General features: G+C 58.7%; 19 protein-coding genes and 1 pseudogene. 11 read left to right on the plus strand and 9 right to left on the minus strand.

The genetic code is table 11. The features are described 5' to 3' along the window. The first annotated feature begins 21 nt into the window (after nucleotides 1-21). Nucleotides 22-1,446, plus strand: coding sequence for an aminobutyraldehyde dehydrogenase (gene patD / locus RTE01_RS00405; RefSeq protein WP_134525815.1), 1,425 nt, complete (start codon nucleotides 22-24; stop codon nucleotides 1,444-1,446). A gap of 658 nt (nucleotides 1,447-2,104) precedes the next feature. Here the strand turns inward: patD and RTE01_RS00410 are convergent. Beyond that, the gene (locus tag RTE01_RS00410; RefSeq protein ID WP_095097533.1) at nucleotides 2,105-2,227 is read right to left on the minus strand and encodes a small membrane protein; all 123 of its coding nucleotides are present in this window, start codon (nucleotides 2,225-2,227) and stop codon (nucleotides 2,105-2,107) included. A 617-nt stretch (nucleotides 2,228-2,844) separates the two neighbouring features. On the opposite strand from RTE01_RS00410, the gene RTE01_RS00415 reads away from it, so the two are divergent. Continuing rightward, nucleotides 2,845-3,138, plus strand: a complete 294-nt coding sequence (locus RTE01_RS00415; protein ID WP_115192870.1) for a hypothetical protein — start codon at nucleotides 2,845-2,847, stop codon at nucleotides 3,136-3,138. Between the two features lie 51 nt (nucleotides 3,139-3,189). On the opposite strand, the gene yncL is transcribed toward RTE01_RS00415, so the two are convergent. Then, nucleotides 3,190-3,285: a stress response membrane protein YncL gene (gene yncL, locus RTE01_RS00420; protein ID WP_071844919.1), complete on the minus strand. Its 96-nt coding sequence runs from the start codon at nucleotides 3,283-3,285 to the stop codon at nucleotides 3,190-3,192. 191 nt (nucleotides 3,286-3,476) lie between these two features. On the opposite strand from yncL, the gene RTE01_RS00425 reads away from it, so the two are divergent. Both RTE01_RS00425 and RTE01_RS00430 read left to right on the plus strand, forming a co-directional pair. Next, nucleotides 3,477-3,650, plus strand: a complete 174-nt coding sequence (locus RTE01_RS00425) for a GhoT/OrtT family toxin (RefSeq protein WP_071844920.1) — start codon at nucleotides 3,477-3,479, stop codon at nucleotides 3,648-3,650. A 70-nt stretch (nucleotides 3,651-3,720) separates the two neighbouring features. Beyond that, on the plus strand, nucleotides 3,721-4,470 hold the full coding sequence (locus RTE01_RS00430; RefSeq protein WP_041145356.1) for an alpha/beta fold hydrolase: 750 nt from the start codon (nucleotides 3,721-3,723) through the stop codon (nucleotides 4,468-4,470). A gap of 28 nt (nucleotides 4,471-4,498) precedes the next feature. On the opposite strand, the gene RTE01_RS00435 is transcribed toward RTE01_RS00430, so the two are convergent. Then, nucleotides 4,499-5,932 (minus strand): aldehyde dehydrogenase, encoded by a 1,434-nt coding sequence (locus RTE01_RS00435; RefSeq protein ID WP_134525817.1) that lies wholly within the window; start codon nucleotides 5,930-5,932, stop codon nucleotides 4,499-4,501. A gap of 269 nt (nucleotides 5,933-6,201) precedes the next feature. Between RTE01_RS00435 and RTE01_RS00440 the strand changes: the two genes are divergently transcribed. Together RTE01_RS00440 and RTE01_RS00445 are read left to right on the plus strand one after the other, a co-directional pair. Continuing rightward, nucleotides 6,202-7,803: an ABC transporter substrate-binding protein gene (locus RTE01_RS00440; protein ID WP_141334529.1), complete on the plus strand. Its 1,602-nt coding sequence runs from the start codon at nucleotides 6,202-6,204 to the stop codon at nucleotides 7,801-7,803. Between the two features lie 17 nt (nucleotides 7,804-7,820). Continuing rightward, nucleotides 7,821-8,054: a YdcY family protein gene (locus RTE01_RS00445; RefSeq protein ID WP_134525819.1), complete on the plus strand. Its 234-nt coding sequence runs from the start codon at nucleotides 7,821-7,823 to the stop codon at nucleotides 8,052-8,054. 8 nt (nucleotides 8,055-8,062) lie between these two features. Here RTE01_RS00445 and RTE01_RS00450 read toward each other — a convergent pair whose 3' ends face one another. Both RTE01_RS00450 and RTE01_RS00455 read right to left on the minus strand, forming a co-directional pair. Continuing rightward, entirely contained in the window at nucleotides 8,063-8,512 is a 450-nt protein-coding gene (locus RTE01_RS00450; RefSeq protein WP_041145360.1) for a DMT family transporter, read from the minus strand. After that, nucleotides 8,509-9,027 (minus strand): GNAT family N-acetyltransferase, encoded by a 519-nt coding sequence (locus RTE01_RS00455; protein ID WP_041145361.1) that lies wholly within the window; start codon nucleotides 9,025-9,027, stop codon nucleotides 8,509-8,511. The genes RTE01_RS00450 and RTE01_RS00455 overlap by 4 nt, the downstream gene beginning before the upstream one ends. Nucleotides 9,028-9,232: 205 nt before the next feature. Between RTE01_RS00455 and RTE01_RS00460 the strand changes: the two genes are divergently transcribed. The 3 genes and pseudogenes from RTE01_RS00460 to RTE01_RS00470 all read left to right on the plus strand — a co-directional run. After that, nucleotides 9,233-9,808 carry a helix-turn-helix domain-containing protein gene (locus tag RTE01_RS00460; protein WP_041145362.1) on the plus strand — a complete coding sequence of 192 codons (576 nt, stop codon included), beginning with the start codon at nucleotides 9,233-9,235 and terminating at the stop codon, nucleotides 9,806-9,808. Between the two features lie 64 nt (nucleotides 9,809-9,872). Beyond that, nucleotides 9,873-10,910: an NADP-dependent oxidoreductase gene (locus RTE01_RS00465; protein WP_134525821.1), complete on the plus strand. Its 1,038-nt coding sequence runs from the start codon at nucleotides 9,873-9,875 to the stop codon at nucleotides 10,908-10,910. Nucleotides 10,911-11,167: 257 nt separating this feature from the next. Next, nucleotides 11,168-11,245 (plus strand): annotated as a pseudogene (locus RTE01_RS00470) (DUF596 domain-containing protein); the annotation flags it as partial. Nucleotides 11,246-11,512: 267 nt separating this feature from the next. Here the strand turns inward: RTE01_RS00470 and rihA are convergent. Together rihA and pqqU are read right to left on the minus strand one after the other, a co-directional pair. Continuing rightward, nucleotides 11,513-12,448 (minus strand): pyrimidine-specific ribonucleoside hydrolase RihA, encoded by a 936-nt coding sequence (gene rihA / locus RTE01_RS00475; RefSeq protein WP_134525823.1) that lies wholly within the window; start codon nucleotides 12,446-12,448, stop codon nucleotides 11,513-11,515. Between the two features lie 256 nt (nucleotides 12,449-12,704). Beyond that, a complete protein-coding gene (gene pqqU / locus RTE01_RS00480; RefSeq protein ID WP_041147610.1) occupies nucleotides 12,705-14,816 on the minus strand; it encodes a TonB-dependent receptor PqqU in 2,112 nt (703 codons plus the stop codon). 260 nt (nucleotides 14,817-15,076) lie between these two features. On the opposite strand from pqqU, the gene yncE reads away from it, so the two are divergent. Together yncE and RTE01_RS00490 are read left to right on the plus strand one after the other, a co-directional pair. Then, on the plus strand, nucleotides 15,077-16,138 hold the full coding sequence (yncE, locus tag RTE01_RS00485) for a 7-bladed beta-propeller protein YncE (RefSeq protein ID WP_076947241.1): 1,062 nt from the start codon (nucleotides 15,077-15,079) through the stop codon (nucleotides 16,136-16,138). Between the two features lie 142 nt (nucleotides 16,139-16,280). Beyond that, nucleotides 16,281-16,502: a YgdI/YgdR family lipoprotein gene (locus RTE01_RS00490; protein WP_041145366.1), complete on the plus strand. Its 222-nt coding sequence runs from the start codon at nucleotides 16,281-16,283 to the stop codon at nucleotides 16,500-16,502. Nucleotides 16,503-16,559: 57 nt separating this feature from the next. On the opposite strand, the gene ansP is transcribed toward RTE01_RS00490, so the two are convergent. Together ansP and RTE01_RS00500 are read right to left on the minus strand one after the other, a co-directional pair. Continuing rightward, on the minus strand, nucleotides 16,560-18,023 hold the full coding sequence (gene ansP, locus RTE01_RS00495) for an L-asparagine permease (protein WP_115192864.1): 1,464 nt from the start codon (nucleotides 18,021-18,023) through the stop codon (nucleotides 16,560-16,562). 188 nt (nucleotides 18,024-18,211) lie between these two features. Further along, nucleotides 18,212-19,099, minus strand: coding sequence for a LysR family transcriptional regulator (locus RTE01_RS00500; protein WP_115192863.1), 888 nt, complete (start codon nucleotides 19,097-19,099; stop codon nucleotides 18,212-18,214). Nucleotides 19,100-19,173: the final 74 nt, after the last annotated feature.

Here is a 19,173-nt window from a genome sequence, read left to right on the forward strand (position 1 = left end):
TGACGTGTACAGGATCATACTATGCAACATAACCTTTTGATCAACGGCGAATTAGTGGCGGGTGAAGGCGAACTGGTGCCGGTATTCAATCCTGCTAATGGTGAAGCCCTGCTGGAGATTGCGGAGGCGACGGCGGCCCAGGTGGATGCGGCCGTTGAGGCGGCGGACCTGGCCTTTGTCAGCTGGAGTCAGACCACGCCGAAAACCCGCGCGGAGTGCCTGCTCAAGCTGGCGGACGTGATTACCGCCCATGCGGATACCCTCGCCAAACTGGAGTCATTGAACTGCGGCAAGCCGCTGCACTGCGTGATTAACGACGAGCTGCCCGCGGTGGCGGATGTGTTTCGCTTCTTCGCCGGCGCCGCGCGCTGCCTGCCCGGAATGGCCGCCGGTGAGTATCTTGAAGGGCATACCTCGATGATCCGCCGGGATCCGGTTGGGGTGGTGGCCTCCATCGCGCCGTGGAACTACCCGCTGATGATGGCGGCCTGGAAGCTGGCCCCGGCGCTGGCGGCGGGGAACTGCGTGGTGATTAAACCTTCAGAGATTACGCCGCTAACTGCGCTGAAGCTGGCCGAGCTGGCAAAAGACATCTTCCCGGCTGGCGTCCTCAACGTGCTGTTTGGCCGCGGCAAAACCGTTGGCGATCCGCTGACCGGCCATCATAAGGTGCGGATGGTCTCGCTGACCGGGTCGATAGCCACCGGCGCGCATATCATTGGCCATACGGCCTCCTCGATTAAGCGTACGCATATGGAGCTGGGCGGTAAGGCGCCGGTTATCGTCTTTGACGACGCGGATATTGACGCGGTGGTGGAGGGCGTGCGGACCTTCGGTTTCTATAACGCCGGCCAGGACTGTACCGCCGCCTGCCGCATCTACGCTCAGCAGGGCATTTATGACCAGCTGGTGGAGAAACTGGGGGCCGCCGTTGCCAGCCTGAAAATCGGCCCGCCGGAGGATGGCGCGACGGAGCTGGGGCCGGTCAGCTCGCAGGCGCACCTCGAGCGGGTGAGCGCCGCCGTCGACGCCGCGCGCGCGCTGGCGCATATCAAAGTGGTGACCGGCGGCAGCAGAGCGCCGGGGAAAGGCTACTACTACCAGCCTACGCTGCTGGCCGGGGCGAAGCAGGAGGATGATATTGTCCAGCGCGAGGTGTTTGGCCCGGTGGTCAGCGTCACCGCGTTCAGCGATGAGGAGCAGGCGCTGACGTGGGCCAACGATTCGCAGTATGGTCTGGCCTCGTCGGTGTGGACCCGGGATGTCGGCAGAGCCCATCGCCTCAGCGCGCGCCTGCAGTACGGCTGTACCTGGGTGAATACCCACTTTATGCTGGTGAGCGAAATGCCGCACGGTGGGCAAAAGCTGTCGGGCTACGGGAAGGATATGTCGATGTATGGCCTGGAGGACTACACCGTCGTGCGCCATGTGATGATCAAGCACTAATGAGCAGCACGCCGCCGACGGGGCCCGTTCAGGCCCGTCGGCGGCGGCAAACCGCAGGCGCGGGCGCGCAATAATCACCCTGCAATCATGTTAGCGTGCTAATAGTCATCAATGGCAGGAATTGCTAAGACAAATGGCGCAGTGATATGAGATTATTCTTACGCCCCTTCAAGAGCTAAGCCATGATGAGTGCCGGAGATAAGCGCCGGATGGGGCTCGCAAATATCCCCGCCCATGCATTAACAGTGCAGGGGCTTTTTTTTGCGCCTTCGTCCCGACCGGCCTCGCTGGCCGCCATGCGCCTCCTCTCCAGGGGACTCACCCCAGCGAGGCTGAGGTGTGCATCGTTCAAAACGCGGCCGCTATTTTGCCCTGGCGGACGGTTGTGGATGCGCGCCTGCGTTCTCGCCGTTTTCCCGATGCGCGTAACCCTGGGCCACTTTGCAATACTCAGCAGGCGGCAGCGCTAGCGCGGGAAATAATAAAAACGGGCAGCGGGAGCAGGGAAGGGGCGGTCTACACCATCAATGTCTGAAAGAGGGTGCAGCGGCGCAACGCTCTCACGCAGCTAAGCGCGCGAGCTAATACGCACAAAAGGGCAGGGTAAATTAAAGTGTTCGCTATTGCCGATACTATTCAGGCAGGTAAATCCATGTGCCTAGCGTTTATTCTTCTTACTCGGCAGGCTTGACTGACGGCGTTCGCGCACGTAAGAAATAAGATTGTAGACTGCGATAACCAGCAATATTAACGCCACTATAAGCACGGCAATCCCGGACATATACCACCTCAAATTTAAAATGAGCAACTGGAAAATTATTCATAACCAATGATTATGAATGTAAATTCATCCTTGAGATAACGCAAATAGTATTTGTACCGTTTCAAATGAAGCGCCGGCAGGTCAGGACGCCAGGGATCGGCTTAAGGCCGCACCAACCTTGAGGTTGTCGGCTTAGTCGTCGCTCCTTCAGCAAAACGAGATTTAAGAAGTATCGCATTTTCCGCTAATAGAACGCTTCGTCATACATTATTGTTAGTTGTCTTTAGACGTGAGTTTATGCTGATTTTTTAAGCATAATCTGATACTTCCTGACGGCAAAGGGCGGATCTCTGGTTGAGGAGGATCGTTTTCCTGAAAAAGTGCGGTTAATTTATTTCCCTGGCATCCTCACTTTCTATATCCATTTATTTTGTAATGCTATTTGCCAGCCCATGCGCCGCCCCGGACTCTTTTTTTAAGCGTATCAGCAGTATTGGCGAAATGTATTTCAGATTTATTTCTTAGCAATGACTTTATTAATTAAAGTTAATGTTTAATTAATGTTAATGGTTAGATCAAGTTTGTATCTATTAAATGTTTGCGGCCGTTTGGCGTTTGACTTTAACGGGGAGGCCATGCGAAAATTTGTCATAATTTGTTACTTTGAAGTTGATTTTGTTTTGAAAAACATAGCATTTTTTGTGCTGGTGGCCTGCGCCAGCGCCATTCTCTATGGCAACTTGCCCGCTCAGCGCGTTTTAGATTGTGAACAGCAGGGGGCAAGTGAAGCCGTCTGTCTCTCCGCTGAATGGGATAGCGAAAAGATCAATCCGCTGCCGGCGTATAACCCTGAGAACCTCAAGGCTATCGCCGTGCTGCAGGCTACTTCACAGGCGGAAGCCGCCCATACGGTCGCTATCAAATCGTAAAAAAGCAGCCCATTAAGGCTGCTTTTTTAGGTTTCTTTGCTGAGAAATAAATCAGTAAAACCAACCAAAACGAACGGATAACAGGCTAATAAGCGCAAATGCTGCGCCGACATTAATCAGAATTACGGTTTTGCTGGAAACATCCATAACGCCACCTTTATGAGTAAGCCCTTACAGGTATAGTACGAGGTCACAGGATGTGCTATCAGACAAGGATGAATCGGGCGTTTTCTGTCGGCTACGCGCAGCATTTTTACATTGTCATGCATTAATCTCTGGTCCGCTTTCCGCAGTTGAAAGAGGCGCGTCGTAAAGGCGTTTTCAGGGAAGGACTAAGAATGACCCTATATCAAAAGATGCTGATTTTTTATGCGGTGATGGGATTTATCTGCGCCGTTATCAGCTGGTTTTTAACCAAAGAGAGCCGTCTGATTCGCCTGCTGGCCGCGCTGCTGATCGGTGCAACCTGGCCGTTTAGCTTCCCGACCGCGCTCCTCGTTTCGCTATTCTGATGCAGAAAGCGTTGGCATTCGTCAATAAATACTGTATAAAAACACAGTATTTATTGACGGGAGCTTATCTATGAACGGTTTCTTCTCCTCTCTGGCCGGCGCCACCGTGCGCTGGCTCGATCTGCCCGGCGATGGCGAGCCGATCGTTTTTATCCACGGTCTGGGGTGCGCCTCTTCGTACGATTATCCTCGAGTGGCTGCCGATCCCGCGCTGAGCGGGCGACGGGTGGTGCTTATCGATCTGCCGGGCTACGGCTACAGCGATAAACCCGCTGAGTTTGGTTACAGCACCACGGAGCAGGCGCAGGTGGTGGTAGAACTCCTTGACCACCTGCAGCTGTCGCGCTGCTATTTATACGGCCATAGCATGGGCGGCAGTATTGCCATCGAGGCGGCTGAACGCTTAGGTGAACGCGTGCTTGCGCTGTTGGTGGCCGAGCCCAACCTGTACGCCGGCGGCGGGATATACAGCCGGGCGATTGCCGCGCAGAGCGAAGCGGCGTTTGTCGCCAGAGGCTATGCTGAGATGCTGGCGGCGGAGTCTTCGCCCTGGGCCGGGTGCCTGCAGAACAGCGCCCCCTGGGCCGTCTGGAGAGGGGCAAGCAGCCTGGTCTGCGGCGTAACGCCATCGTGGTTCACCCTTTTTTGCCGGCTCTCTTGTCCGAAGACGCTTATCTATGGCGAGCTGTCGCTCCCGGCACAGGAAGCCGAGGACGTCGTCGCGCAAGGGATCGCGCTGCGGGTTGTGCCCGACGCCGGGCATTCGATGGCCTGGGAAAATCCTGCCGCGCTGGCGGCCGCGATCGCCAGCGGCTGCTGAGGCTGTCGACGCCAGCCGGCGGAATGGGTTAAAACGGCAGCTCGCGGGGCTGCATTTGCAGGGTTATCCAGCGCAGTTCGGTAAACTCGTCAACGCCTGCGCGCCCGCCGAAGCGCCCGTAGCCGGAGGATTTACAGCCGCCGAACGGCATCTGCGCCTCATCGTGAACGGTGGGGCCATTAATGTGGCAAATCCCCGTTTGTAAGCGCTGCGCGACGTTCCATGCCCGGGCGCTGTCCCGGCTGTATACCGCCGATGAAAGCCCGTATTCGCTCTCATTCGCGACGGCCAGGGCTTCCTCTTCACCGCTGACGCGGATAATCGCTTTCACCGGCCCAAACGACTCCTCGCTCCAGATGCGCATGTCGCGGGTGACGCCGTCCAGCAGGGTGGCATCCATTTGCACCGACGTGGCTTTGCCGCCGCACAGCAGCCTGGCGCCTTTTGTCAGCGCATCGTCAATCAGCGCATTGCAGCGCGTCACGGTCTTCATATCGACGACCGGCCCGATCAAACCGGCGGGCAGGTTCGCCGCGCGGCGGCTGATGAGTGCGACAAACTCATCGGCAATCGCGCGGTCGACGATAATGCGTTCGGTTGACATACAGATCTGCCCGGCGTTGGCGAAAGCGCCAAATATGGCACCCGCCGCCGCCTGTTCGGGATCGGCGTCATCGAGCACCAGCAGCGGGGCTTTACCGCCCAACTCAAGTACCGCGGGCTTCAGATGCTGGCCGCAGGTGCGGGCAACGATCCTGCCCACCGGCGTGGAGCCGGTAAAATTGACCCGCCGCACCGCGGGATGGGCAATCAGCGACTCGACCAACGCCGGTGCATCCTCAGGCGCGCAGGTCAGATAGTTGATCACGCCGTCGGGGAAGCCGGCAGCGGCGAGGGCCTCAATCATTAATCCCTGAGAGGCGGGCGACAGCTCGGCGCCCTTGAGGATCACCGTGTTGCCACAGGCCAGAGGAGTGGCAATCGCCCGCGTCGCCAGGATCAGCGGCGCGTTCCACGGCGCCATCCCGAGCACGACGCCGGCGCCCTGGCGCACGGCCATCGCCAGATTTCCCGGCACGTTTGACGGCACTATCTGTCCCTCAATCTGGGTCGTGAGCGCGGCGGCTTCGCGCAAAATATCGGCGGCCAGATGGACGTTAAAGCCGGACCAGTGCGCCGTTGCGCCGGTTTCTGCCGCCATAGCGGCAATAAAGCGGGCTTCGCGCAGCAGCATCTGTTCGGCAGCGCTCAGCAGCAGGCGACGGCGTTCGCCAGGGGGAGTATCGCGCCATTGTGGAAATGCCGCGGCCGCGGCCTCAACGCTGCGCCGGGCGTCGGCGAGACTCGCGGCGGCAGCGGTGGAGGGCGCCTCTGCGTTCAGCGGATGGCTGCGGGTAAAGGTGGCACCGCCGTCGGCGTCGTGCCACCGGCCGTTGGTGTACAGGCTGCAGGTTAAGCTCATCGGGAAACCTCATCTTTTCGCGTTTTTCCGAGTGTACCGGGCGGGGAGATTTCGCGGGGCAGAGAGGGCGGTTATCGCACGCTATTTTTCAAGCTTTTTAGGCAGTTCACAACTTCAGCCGATTAAACGGTGCAAAAAGGCGGCGAGTGTTGAATAAATCGGCGAAAACGGCGTTTTCAGCATAACCTGATACCGATTGATTATTTGCCGGTTGATTCCTGCTGTGCTGTTATTAGAGGGCATATAACAAATTAATAAGGTTTATAACCATGTCTACAGGGAAAACTCGCCTTGCTCTGGCGCTGAGCGCGCTGCTGCTGCCGGCCGCTGCGGCCTCGGCGGCCGGTAACGATACGCTGGTCTACTGCTCCGAAGCCTCGCCGGAATCCTTCAACCCGCAGATAGCCAGCTCCGGCCCCTCGTTTGTGGCCAGCTCGCAGGTGCTCTACAACCGCCTGATTACCTTCGATCCGCAGAAAAATACGCCGGTTCCTTCGCTGGCCACCGACTGGACCGTTTCGCCGGATGGCAAAACCTGGACCTTTACCCTGCGCAAAGGCGTTCAGTTCAACAGCAATAAATACTTCAAGCCGACCCGCGATTTCAACGCCGACGACGTGCTCTTCTCGGTGCTGCGCCAGCAGGATGCAAAACACCCGTACCATAACGTTTCCCAGGGCAGCTACGAGTACTTCCACGACGTCGGGCTGGATAAGCTGATCAAAGAGGTGAAAAAGCTCGACGATTATCACGTCCAGTTCGTGCTGGCTGAGCCCAATGCCGCTTTCCTCGCCGACTGGGGCATGGATTTCGCCTCCATTCTCTCCGCGGAGTATGGCGACGCGATGCTGAAAAAGGGCACCCCGGAGTACGTCGATACCTGGCCTATCGGTACCGGCCCGTACGCGCTGCAGCAGTATAAGGTGGATTCCCAGATCCGCTATATTGCCAATCCGCACTATTGGGAAGGCGAGGTGCCGACAAAACATCTGATTTTCTCAATCACGCCAAACGTTGAGACGCGGCTGGCGAAGCTGCAAACCAACGAGTGTCAGATCATTCCGGCGCCTTCACCGGTGCAGTTCCCGGTCATCAAAGGCAATAAGGATCTGGCGCTACACTCGGTTGAGGCGCTGAACGTCGGCTATCTGGCGTTTAACACCGAGAAAAAGCCGTTCGATAATCTGCTGGTGCGTCAGGCGCTGAACTACGCGACGGACAAGCAGGCGATCGTTAAAGCGGTATTCCTCGATTCCGGCACCGTGGCGAAATCGCCGCTGCCGGCCAATATGCTCGGCTATAAGAAAGATCTCCCGGACTACGACTACGATCCGCAGAAGGCTAAAGCGCTGCTCAAGCAGGCCGGCCTGGAAAATGGTGCAGAGGTCACCCTGTGGTCGATGCCGGTTCAGCGGCCGTATAACCCGAACTCTCGCCGCATCGCGGAGATGATTCAGAGCGACTGGAACAAGGTTGGCGTCAAGGCTAAAATCGTCAGCTACGAGTGGGGTGAATATCTCGCCGGGATGCGTAAAGGCGAACACGACAGCGCCCTGTTTGGCTGGATGTCGGATAACGGCGATCCGGACAACTTTGCCGGCACGCTTTTAAGCTGTGATAACATCAAAACCGGCTCTAACGTTGCCCGCTGGTGCGATAAGTCTTACGACGCGCTGGTGAAAAAAGCGCTGCTGGTTAGCGATCCGCAGGCGCGGGCCAAGCTGTACGGCCAGGCACAGGAGATTTTTTATCAGCAGGCGCCGTGGATTACCCTGGCAACGGGCAAAACCTTCTACGCCACGCGCAGCAACGTCAGCGGCTATAGCGTGAGCCTGATGGGCAGCGATTTTTCGAAGGTTAAACTGAATTAAGCCACAAGGAGAGCTGGATGGCACATCTGGATGAGGTTATCGCCCGCGTAGACGCGGCGATTGCCGAAGGGGTGATTACCGATATGAATGAGCTGCTGATCGAGCTGAGCGATGATGCTGAACTCGATCGCGACGATCGCTATACCCAGCAGCAGCGTCTACGCACCACCATTGCTCATCACGGACGCCAGCACCAGGAAGAGCAGGAGGGGCGGCGTGAGCAGTTGACCAGGGGTGGCGCTATCCTCTGATATCCGCATCAGAACTGGCGTCTGGCTACCAGCCAGGCGCCAATCACCAGCATGACCGCTCCACAAAACGGCCCCACCAGTGCGCGAAACGGCACGCCGTGGGCGCGCACTAAATCGATGATCAGGCCGCCGACCAGCTGGCTGGCGATGAGCACCGCAATGGTGGTCGCCGCGCCAACGTTCTGATACCCGCTGATGCTCGCAAAGACAAAAAACGACCCCAGCAGGCCCGGAATGAGCGTCCACCACTTCACGCTAACCGCCAGCTCATGAAAGCCCGCCGCGCCGTGGCGCAGGAGCAATATAGTGACGAAAATAACAATCCCGACCAGCGAATTAAGCAGCATCGCAATCAGGATGGTGGAGGCGGACTGGGTAATGCGCACCATCAGCGTATTCTGCACCACCAGCCCGATCCCGGCGGCGATAAGGCAGGCCAGCGTCAGCGACTGATTCATGCCTCGGGATCCGGATCGCGGCGATCGTCGAGCTGGAGCTGCATAAAGGTCAGGTCCAGCCAGCGGCCGAATTTGGTGCCGACCTGCGGCATCTGGCCGGTGGTCACAAAACCGAGGGTTTCATGGAGATGCAGCGACGCGTGGTTCTGCGCCTCAATGCCGGCGACCATCACGTGTTTCTTCAGGCGGCGGGCCTCATTAATCAGCGCCACAAGCAGGGTGCGGCCAAGCCCTTTTCCCTGGTGATCGGGGTGTACGTAGACCGAATGCTCGACGGTATGGCGAAAACCGTCGAAGGCGCGCCAGTCGCCAAAGGATGAATAGCCGGTCACCACGCCGTCCTCTTCGCTCACCAGCACCGGGAAACCGGCCAGCTGGCGCGCTTCAAACCAGGCAATGCGGTTATCGGTGTCGACGGTTTTATCATTCCAGATAGCGGCGGTGTGCAGCACCGCGTGGTTGTAGATCCCGGCAATTGCCGCACAATCCTCTTTACAGGCATAGCGGATGGTCATAGCAAACCTCAAGTTTTGTACACTATAGTAGTACGTTATTATTACAATAATGTACGCGACGCTGTCATCTGTTTTAGGCATAATTTTTTGCTATGCGGCCCTGGCCGGCGCGGTCTCAGGCGAAGATGCGTGAATCAGAGCCGTGCAAATACCTTAGCTTTCATCACCTTGTTACGCCGCCTGCCATACACTATAGTACTACGCTATGAATACTATCGAAGACAACATCAATCAGCGCATCAGCGCCCGCATTCGGATCGAACGAGAGTCCCGAGGCTGGTCTCTGAGCGAGCTGGCGGAACGGGCCGGCGCGTCGCGGGCGATGATCCACAAAATCGAACGCGCTGAGAGCAGCCCGACGGCGTCGATGCTTGGGCGTCTTTCCGGCGCCTTTGGCATCAGCATGTCGACGCTGATCGCCCGGGCGGAGATGCAGGAAGGTAAGCTGCTGCGTTTTGCCAACCAGCCGGTGTGGCGCGATCCGCAGAGCCACTATCTGCGCCGTCACGTCTCGCCGCGCAGCGACCTGCCTATCGATCTGGTGCAGGTGGAACTTCCCGCCGGCAGCGATGTTCCGATGCCCGCGGCCTCCTATGCGCTGGCGCGCCAGCTGATCTGGCTGCAGCAGGGCGAGCTGGTGTTTGTTGAAGGCGCCACGCGCCATGAAATGCAGGCGGGGGACTGCCTGGAGCTGGGGCCGCCGAACGATTGCCGCTTTATCAATGAATCCGCCTCCTCCTGCATCTATCTGGTCGTCAGGCTGAATCAATCTGCCTCATAATGCCAATGCAGGCGGCGGTAATTGCGGCTAGCCTCAGTACAGGTCTTTAAAAGAGGAGTTTGCTATGGCTTTTAATTCGCAACGTCACCGTCGCTGGGTGTTGGCTTCTCGTCCACACGGCGAGCCGACCGGAGAAAACTTTCGTCTGGAAGAGGGCGATGTGCCGTCTCCGGGCCCGGGACAGGTGCTGCTTCGCACCGTGTTTCTCTCTTTAGATCCCTATATGCGCGGCCGCATGAGCGATGCACCGTCCTACTCGCCGCCGGTTGCCATCGGCGCGGTGATGGTGGGCGGTACGGTGAGCCGGGTGGTGACGTCAAATCATGCTGACTTTACGCCTGGGGAGTGGGTGCTGGGCTACGGCGGCTGGCAGGATTATGAGCTGTCTGACGGCAGCGGGCTGGTGAAGCTGGGCGCGCAGCCGGAGCATCCGTCCTGGGCGCTCGGCCTGCTGGGCATGCCCGGTTTTACCGCCTATATGGGGCTGCTGGATATTGGACAGCCGAAGGCCGGCGAGACGCTGGTGGTCGCCGCCGCCACCGGGCCGGTGGGCGCAACGGTAGGGCAGATTGCTAAGCTTAAAGGCTGCCGCACCGTCGGAATTGCTGGCGGCAGCGAGAAGTGTCGCTATGCGGTCGAGACGCTGGGCTTTGACGTCTGCCTCGACCATCGGGCATCTGATTTTGCCGAACAGCTGGCGCAGGCCTGCCCGCAGGGTATTGACGTGTATTATGAAAACGTCGGCGGCAAGGTGTTTGATGCGGTGCTGCCGCTGCTCAATACCGCGGCGCGGGTGCCGGTGTGCGGCCTGGTCAGCGGCTACAACGCGACCTCGCTGCCCGACGGGCCGGACCGTCTGCCGCTGCTGATGGGCACGCTGCTGAAAAAACGGATTCGGATGCAGGGCTTCATTATCGGCCAGGATTACGGCCACCGTATCGCCGAGTTCCAGCAGGAGATGGGGCGCTGGGTGCAGGAAGGCAAAATCAAGTACCGCGAGCAGCAAATCGACGGGCTGGAGAGCGCCCCGCGCGCTTTGATCGGCCTGCTGAAGGGTGAGAACTTCGGTAAAGTCGTGGTCCGCGTTTCGCCGGACGAGTAACGCTTATGCCCCGGCGCCGCCGCGCGCCGGGGCGAGGGTCGGCAAGGTGCCAGAAATGGCGTGCTCTCCGGGGTTTTCCTTAACCCATCTCTTTGTTCGTTCTCCTTTCAGAAAACCAATACTGGCCAGTTAGTTAAAGTTTTTAATCCAAAACAGAGTAGCGATAAGCTCAATATGTTCGGGAAGGAGTTCGCGCAGGTGTTGGGGGACGGGGGAAGTAACATACAGGGGAATAATGCGAAGAGGACTTATACTCTGGCTTGTGGTTCACATTTGAGGAATGTCCAGGAGGGATTGTCTGGATCCACGAGAACGGCTATGAAGAGTGGACCTGATACACCGCTAGTCATAACGGCTCTGCGGAGCCGTTATCCTTGTATACCTTTCCCGTGTAAACGCTTTTTGTCGGTCACGATATTGAATTTAACGCTCTGATCGATCCAACCTGGCAGACCAAAGTCAGGAGCATTGACGAACGACAGACAGGTACAGGGCCTGATAAACTTGTCGCCTGATACGCTGCAAACTGTCGACGCTTCCTGTCGGCACGTCTTTATCCAGAAGGCAGTATCGCAATGCTTAACGTCTCGCTGAATCTAAATTCAGCCATAAAACGCCAGCCGCTCGGCTAACAGGTCTACAAAACCCTCCCTGTCGACATCCAGCAAGACCGTGGTATTCGGCTGATTACCGGTCAGGAAGTAATAATCGACCACCGTCATGCCCTGGGTATATTTCCCCTGGGTTTCCACGCCCACCCAGCGCTCAACGCAGGTGAACAGCTCCGGCTTCAGCAGCCAGGCGATGGTGCAGGGGTCGTGCAGCGGGGCGCCGGTGAATCCCCATTTAGCATCCTTGTGATACTCCATAAAGAAGTCGAGCAGCTCGGCAACAATGGTGGCTAGCGGGTTACCGACCTGGCGGAAACGTTCGATATCCATGTCATGAATCTGCGCCCGATGCGTGACGTCCAGCCCGGCCATCACCACCGGAATACCCGACTGGAAGACAATCTCCGCCGCTTCCGGGTCGACGTAGATATTAAACTCGGCGGCGGGCTGCCAGTTGCCGAGTACCATCGCGCCGCCCATCATCACGATGCGTGCGATCTTATCGTGCAGTTCGGGGTGGCCGTTCAGCAGCAGGGCGACGTTGGTTTGCGGGCCGGTGGCGACAATCGTCACCGGCTGCGGGCTTTCGCGCAGCGTTTTGGCCATCAGCTCGACGGCGGTACAGTTCTGTGGGGCAAAATCAGGCTCCGGGAGCGCCGGGCCGTCGAGCCCGCTTTCGCCATGAACGTTGTCAGCGATGATCAGCTCCCGCATCAGCGGCTTACGCGCGCCGCCGGCCACCGGAATATCCTGGCGTTGCAGCAGCGTCAGCATGCGCAGCACGTTACGCAGGGTTTTCTCCGGCGTCTGGTTACCGGCGGAGGAGGTGATGGCTTTGACGTCCAGTTCGGGTGAGGCGAGGGCGAGAACGATAGCGATGGCGTCATCATGACCCGGGTCGCAATCAAGGATGATTGGCAGTGCCATAGCGGCTCCTTTTTATGGGCGATATTTGTGATAAGGGTAACGCCAGGGAGCACAACAGACGAGGGAGGATAAAACAAAGCGTGATGCACGCCGCATTATGATGATGGGGGAAGACGAATCTCCCGACTACAGGCTGGCGTATGTAGGCTTGCCGCCTGGTCCGCGCTTGCCGGGGCGAAGAGAGACGATGAGGTCGTAGCCGGAGCGGCGCGTTAACGCCGCCGCCCGGCATGACTCCCCGGGCGGCGGCTGGGTATTATTCAAATCGCCAGGCGAGGTTCAGGCCAACGCCGTAGTTACGTCCCGGCGCCGGTTCGTAGTAGCGGCCGTTGGACTCGTTGACGATCACCGACCCGACGTAGCTGCGGTCAAACAGATTATCGATACGGCCGAAAACGTCCATATCCATGTTGCCGTAGCTCCACTTATAGCCGCTGGTGAGCCCAACGACGGTCCACGACGGCGCCTTAGCGGTGTTCTCATCGTTAGCCATAATGTCGCTCATATAGCGAATATCGCTGCCCGCGTACCAGCCGCGATCCGGCTGATAGCCAAACGAGGCGTAGCCCATATTGCGGGCGATCCCCGGGATGCGGTTGCCGTTGCAGCTGGCGTCATCGCAGACGTTGGTCCGGTAGGTGGCGTCCAGCCATGTCCAGGCGGCCTTCAGGCGCCAGTTCTCAGCGAACTGCTGATCCAGCCCCAGCTCCATTCCCTGACGGCGGGTTTTGCCGGCGTTTTTATAGCTGGTGCGACCGCCGCTGCTGGCGTCAACGACAATCTCGTTATCGGTATCGGTCTGGAACAAGGCGGCGGTGAACAGGCCGTTGCCGATCCGCGTTTTGCTGCCGATTTCGAACGTCTCGTTGGTTGAGGGCTGCAGGCCAAAGTTCAGGCCGCCCTGGTTGCCGGAGCGATAGGAGAGCTCGTTGATGGTCGGCGTTTCAAAGCCGCGACCGGCGGAAGCGTAGACGTTCCACGCATCGGTCAGCGCATACTTCAGTGAACCCGCCGGCAGCCATTTGTGGTAGCTGGCGTCGCCGCTGTCGTCGCCGTTACCCGGTGCAATGTAGTAATCGTTTGAATCGAACCACACCGAGCTGTAGCGCACCCCGGCATCGAGAGTCAGTTTCTCCGTAAGCTGCCACTGGGTCTGCAGATAAGGGTCGATATTCCACATCAGGTTGCGTTCGTTGCGGCGCAGGTTGCCCTCTTCGCCGTACTGCGGTGCGCCGTTGGCCATCACGAAGTTTTCAAATCCTTTGCGGCGCTCGCTCATGGTTTCGTAATCAAGCCCGGTGGTGAAGGTTACCGGTACCAGCAGCTCGCCGCGGTGGGTCCAGCGGGTATCGATGCCCTGATAGTGGCGGGTGAGGTCAATCACGCCGCCCGCGTGGCTCGGGTTAAGCTGCGGCGCGCGCGGAATCGACTGATACTGCGTGGTTTCACGCTCGCCGGCGTACATCATCACGCTCAGGTCGTCGCGCTCGCTCAGCTGGCGCTCGTAGCGCAAACCGGCCTGGGTCTGTTTGGTCGACTTGCGGGTGTTGTACTGATCGCCGCGCGGCGACTGGCGCGGGTTGCTTTGCCACTCGTCGTAGCTCAGGCCGCCGGCATCGTTGGCTTTGATATCCACGCTGTTGAACAGCAGCGTCAGCTTACTGACGTCGTTGATACGCACGCCGAGCTTCGCGTTGGCGAGATTTTTCCGCGCGCCGCTGTGATCGCGGTAGCCGTGAGTGGTGAAGCGGTTGGTCGACACGGTGTAATCGACGTCCCCGGCATGGGTACCGTCGCCGACGGCGCCGGTGGCCTTCATGCCGTAGTGCCAGGTACCGAAGCTACCGTAATAGCTGCTGGCTTCGATGGTCGGCGGCTGGCTGCCGCTCTGGCTGGTGACGTTAATCACCCCGCCGGAGGAGTTGCCGTACAGCGCGGAGAAGGGCCCGCGCAGAACTTCCAGCGACTCTACGCTGCCGATATCGATATTGGAGGTTTGCCCCTGGCCGTCGGGCATGGTGGCCGGAATGCCGTCAACGTAGATCCGCAGCCCGCGCACGCCGTAGGTGGAGCGAGAGCCGAAGCCGCGAATCGAGAGCTGCAGGTCCTGAGCGTAGTTCTGCCGGTTTTGCACCTGCAGGCCGGGCACCGCGCCCAGCGACTCGGAAAGGTTGACCCGCGGCGCGGCGTGGCGCATTTCGTCGCCGTTGACCACGCTGACGGCGGCGGGGGTATCGAGTTCAGAGACCGTCGTTGGGGCCGCGGTGACGACCATCGTCTGCTCGCCTTCGGGGCTGGACTGAGCCATAGCGACCAGCGGCAAGAGGAGGGCGGGAAGCGCAACCGTGCGCACGGAAAGGATTTTCATGTAAACACTCGCAAAACGAACCAAACGGAACATATCTCCATATGTTAACTCTTTTGTAATTTTTTGAAAATTATTAACGGAAGTTTAGTTAAATAATGGCAACTATTGGCTATTTTTTTCGCCCGCGAGCGCAATTAACGCTCCACTTTGCGTTAAATAATGATTACTATTCGCATTTATAAAATAGCGTAAAGCCATGACTTTACGTCACGGAAGCACTGTCGAGCAGGCACATATTTGTTTTATCAAAGGGAGTCGTCATGTCATTACGTCATCTGTCCACGCCGCGTCTGCGCCGTTCACTGTTGTTAACTTCACTGCTGCTGGCGGGGAGCTTCAGCGCTCACGCGGCGGAAGAAATGCTGCGCAAGGCGGTTGGAAAGGGCGCATACGAGATGGCTTATAGCCAGCAGGAAAATGCGCTATGGGTCGCGACTTCGCAAAGTCGTTCGCTGGATAAAGGCGGGATCGTCTATCGCCTCGACCCGACGACGCTGGAGGTCACTCAGGTTATCCATAACGACCTCAAGCCGTTCGGGGCGACGATCAACAACGCGACCCAGACGCTGTGGTTTGGCAACACCACCGACAGCACCGTTACCGCAATTGATGCCAAAACCGGCGCCGTGAAAGGCCGCCTGGTGCTTGACTCCCGCAAGCGCAGCGAAACCGTGCGCCCGCTGGCGCCGCGCGAGCTGGCGGTGAATGAGAAGACCAACACCGTTTATATTACCGGGCTGGGTAAAGAGAGCGTTATCTGGGTGGTTGATGGCGACAAGCTGACCCTGAAAGAGACCATTACCAACACCGGCGCGATGGCGACCGGGCTGGCGGTGGATGCTGACGCGAAGCGCATTTACACCACCAATGCCGACGGCGAGCTGCTGACTATCGACAGCGACAGCAACAAAATTCTGAGCCGTAAAAAGCTGCAGGATGACGGTAAGGAGCATTTCTACCTGAACCTGAGCCTCGACACCGCGGGCCATCGCGCCTTTGTCACCGACGGCAAGCAGCCGGAAGTGCTGGTTGTCGATCTGCGCGACGGCAAGGTGCTGGAGAAAATCGCCGCGCCGGAGTCGCTGGCGGTGCTGTTCAACCCAACCCGCAATGAAGCCTACGTGACCCATCGTAAGGCCGGCGAAGTCAGCGTGATCGATGGTAAAACCTACAAGGTCGTGAAAACCATCAAAACGCCAACCTACCCTAACAGCCTCGCGCTCTCCGCCGACGGTAAAACGCTGTACGTCAGCGTGAAGCAGGAATCAACCCGTCAGAAAGAAGCCACTCAGCCGGATGACGTTATCCGCATCGCGCTGTAAAGATTTAGCGGAGGGGGAGACCCCTCCTGCTCGCCTGCATCACCCTCTGTTACAAACACCTGTTAGCCGTATTAACGTAATGGCTTTACAATCAGCGCTTTCCCGCCTGCTGCGGGAGAGTGGTAATCATTCTGGAGACGATATGAATAAGCCATTTATGGTTCTGTGCGCCGGCGCGATGCTGGCTTTACTGGCGGGCTGTACTTCAAACTATGTGATGACAACGAAAAGTGGGCAGACCATTGTGACCCACGGCAAGCCACAGCTGGATAAAGATACCGGCATGACCAGCTACACCGACGAATCGGGCAACCAGCGTCAAATTAACAGCAGCGACGTTTCGCAGCTGGTTAAAGATAACTAAGTCTGGATCGTCGTTGAAAAGTGCGGTTTGACCGGTTTCGGCCAAACCGCAATCGCGCTATTTTTGCGCCGTCTGCGCACCCGGTGCGGTGCTATGAACCGCCGCTACCCGGCGACGAACGCCAAACCAGCCGGCGACCAGCAGCACCGCAATCAGCGGAATTGAACCGATGGTGTAGGTGCCGTTCGGATAATCAAAGGCCATCAGCACCAGCACGCTGAGCAGGAACAGCAGGGTCAGCCAGGAAGTGAACGGCGCACCCGGCATTTTGAAGCTCACCTCCGCCGCCTTACCTTCCTCGATCGCTTTACGCAGCCGCATCTGGCAAACCACAATAAAGCCCCACGACGCAATAATCCCCAGCGAAGCCACGTTGAGCACGATCTCAAAGACCTGCGACGGCACCAGATAGTTGAGGAATACGCCGATGACGTAGACCGCCAGCGTCGCCAGAATCCCGGCATAAGGCACCTGATGGCGGCTCATCTTCGACATAAACTGCGGCGCGGAGCCGCCCATCGACATCGAACGCAGAATGCGCCCGGTGCAGTACAGGCCCGAGTTGAGGCTGGAGAGCGCCGCGGTTAAGACCACGATATTCATCACGCTGCCAATGTAGGGCACGCCGAGCTTCGAGAAGAAGGTGACGAACGGGCTTTGCCCCGCCTGATAGGCATTCCACGGCAGCAGCAGCACCAGCAGCACCACGGAGCCGACGTAGAACAGGCCGATACGCCAGATCACGCTGTTGATCGCGCGCGGCACCATGGTCTGCGGCTCTTTGCACTCCCCGGCGGCGGTGCCGACCAGTTCGATGGAGGCAAAGGCGAACACCACCCCCTGCACCAGCACCAGCGCCGGCATCAGGCCGTGCGGGAACAGGCCGCCGTTATCGGTAATCAGGTGGAAGCCGGTGGTGTTGCCGTCCAGCGGTTTTCCGCTGCCGAGAAAAATGGTCCCGACCACGAGAAACGCAACAATCGCCAGCACTTTGACCAGCGCAAACCAGAACTCCATTTCGGCAAACCACTTCACGCCGATCATATTCATGGTGCCGACGATCGCCAGCGCGCCGAGGGCGAAGACCCACTGCGGAACGTCGCCGAACGCGCCCCAGTAGTGCATATAGAGCGCCACGGCGGTGATGTCGACAATGCCGGTCATCGCCCAGTTGACAAAGTACATCCAGCCGGCAACGTAGGCCGCTTTTTCACCGAGGAATTCGCGGGCGTAGGAGACGAAGCTGCCGCTGGAGGGCCGGTGCAGCACCAGTTCGCCCAGCGCGCGGAGGATAAAGAAGGAGAACAGGCCGCAGACCAGATACACCAGGGCCAGCGCGGGCCCCGCCATCTGCAGGCGCGCGCCGGCGCCGAGGAACAGACCGGTGCCGATTGCGCCGCCGATGGCGATCATCTGCACCTGGCGGTTGCCCATTGCCTTGTGGTAACCCGATTCCTGCGAGTTGAGCCAGTGACGTTTTGCGGCCTGATGCTCGGCCGCGGCGTTGTGTTTTGTATTCATTGATGTACCCATTTTCCTGTCAATGTCCATGAGTGGTCCTCGCACCGCCGACTGGCAGCACGTTATGCTGGCTTTCTCATCATTCTGGCGTAGGAGATAAGCAGAGCATGGCGCAGCATCCTACACGCAACGTGATAGTGACGCACGTAAAACATTTCTGCACCGCACTTGCTTATATATCAATGGGTTCAGCGCCGTAGAGCGTCCACAAGCAGGGAAAAGGCGGCGGTGTGCTGGCGGCGGCTGGGGTAATAAAGATGGTAACCGGTGAAGGAGGGTGTCCAGGCTTCGAGGAGCCGCACCAGCCGGCCGTCGGCGAGAGCTTCGGCAACGGAATCCTCCGGGACATAGGCCAGCCCGAGGCCCGCGGCGGCGGCATCTATGCGCTGCGGAAGGCTGTTTAGCGTGATTTGTCCGTCAACGCGGACGCGCACTTCGCGCCCCTCGTGCGCAAACTCCCAGGCATAAATACCGCCGAGGGTTGGTAAGCGCATATTAATGCAGCGGTGGCGGTCGAGCTCATAGGGCGTTTGCGGCGTGCCGTAGCGCGCAAGGTAGTCCGCCGAGCCGACGACGGCCATGCGCATATCGGGGGCGATACGCACCGCAATCATATCCTTCGCCACCTGTTCGCCGAGGCGGATCCCGGCGTCAAAGCGCCCATCGACGATATCGGTCAGGCCGTTATCAACGGTAATTTCGATATGAATGTCAGGATACTGCAGCATAAAGGGTTTCAACGTCGGCCAGAGCACCGCGCTGGCGGCGTGCTCGCCGGCGGTAAGGCGGATATTGCCGGCCGGATGCTCACGGGTGTCGCGCAGGGCGCTGAGCTCCTGCTCAATTTCCTGCAGATGCGGGCCGAGGCGCTGAAACAGCCTTTCGCCGGCCTCGGTTGGCGCGACGCTGCGGGTGGTGCGGGTCAGCAGGCGCACGTCGAGCCGGGCCTCCAGGTTGCGCATGGCGTGGCTCAACGCCGACTGGGAAACGCCGAGCTGGGCGGCGGCGCGGGTAAAGCTGCGCTCGCGGGCCACCGCCATAAATGACAGCAGGTCGTTAATATTGTCTTTAAGCATCGTTTTCCGGATTAATGAATTTGGCTCATGGTTCCTTTCTTATTTTGCAGTCTAATCGCGGCCCGGCGCTTGCG

Origin of the sequence: Klebsiella terrigena, assembly GCF_006539725.1 — a bacterium.
Lineage (GTDB): Bacteria > Pseudomonadota > Gammaproteobacteria > Enterobacterales > Enterobacteriaceae > Klebsiella > Klebsiella terrigena.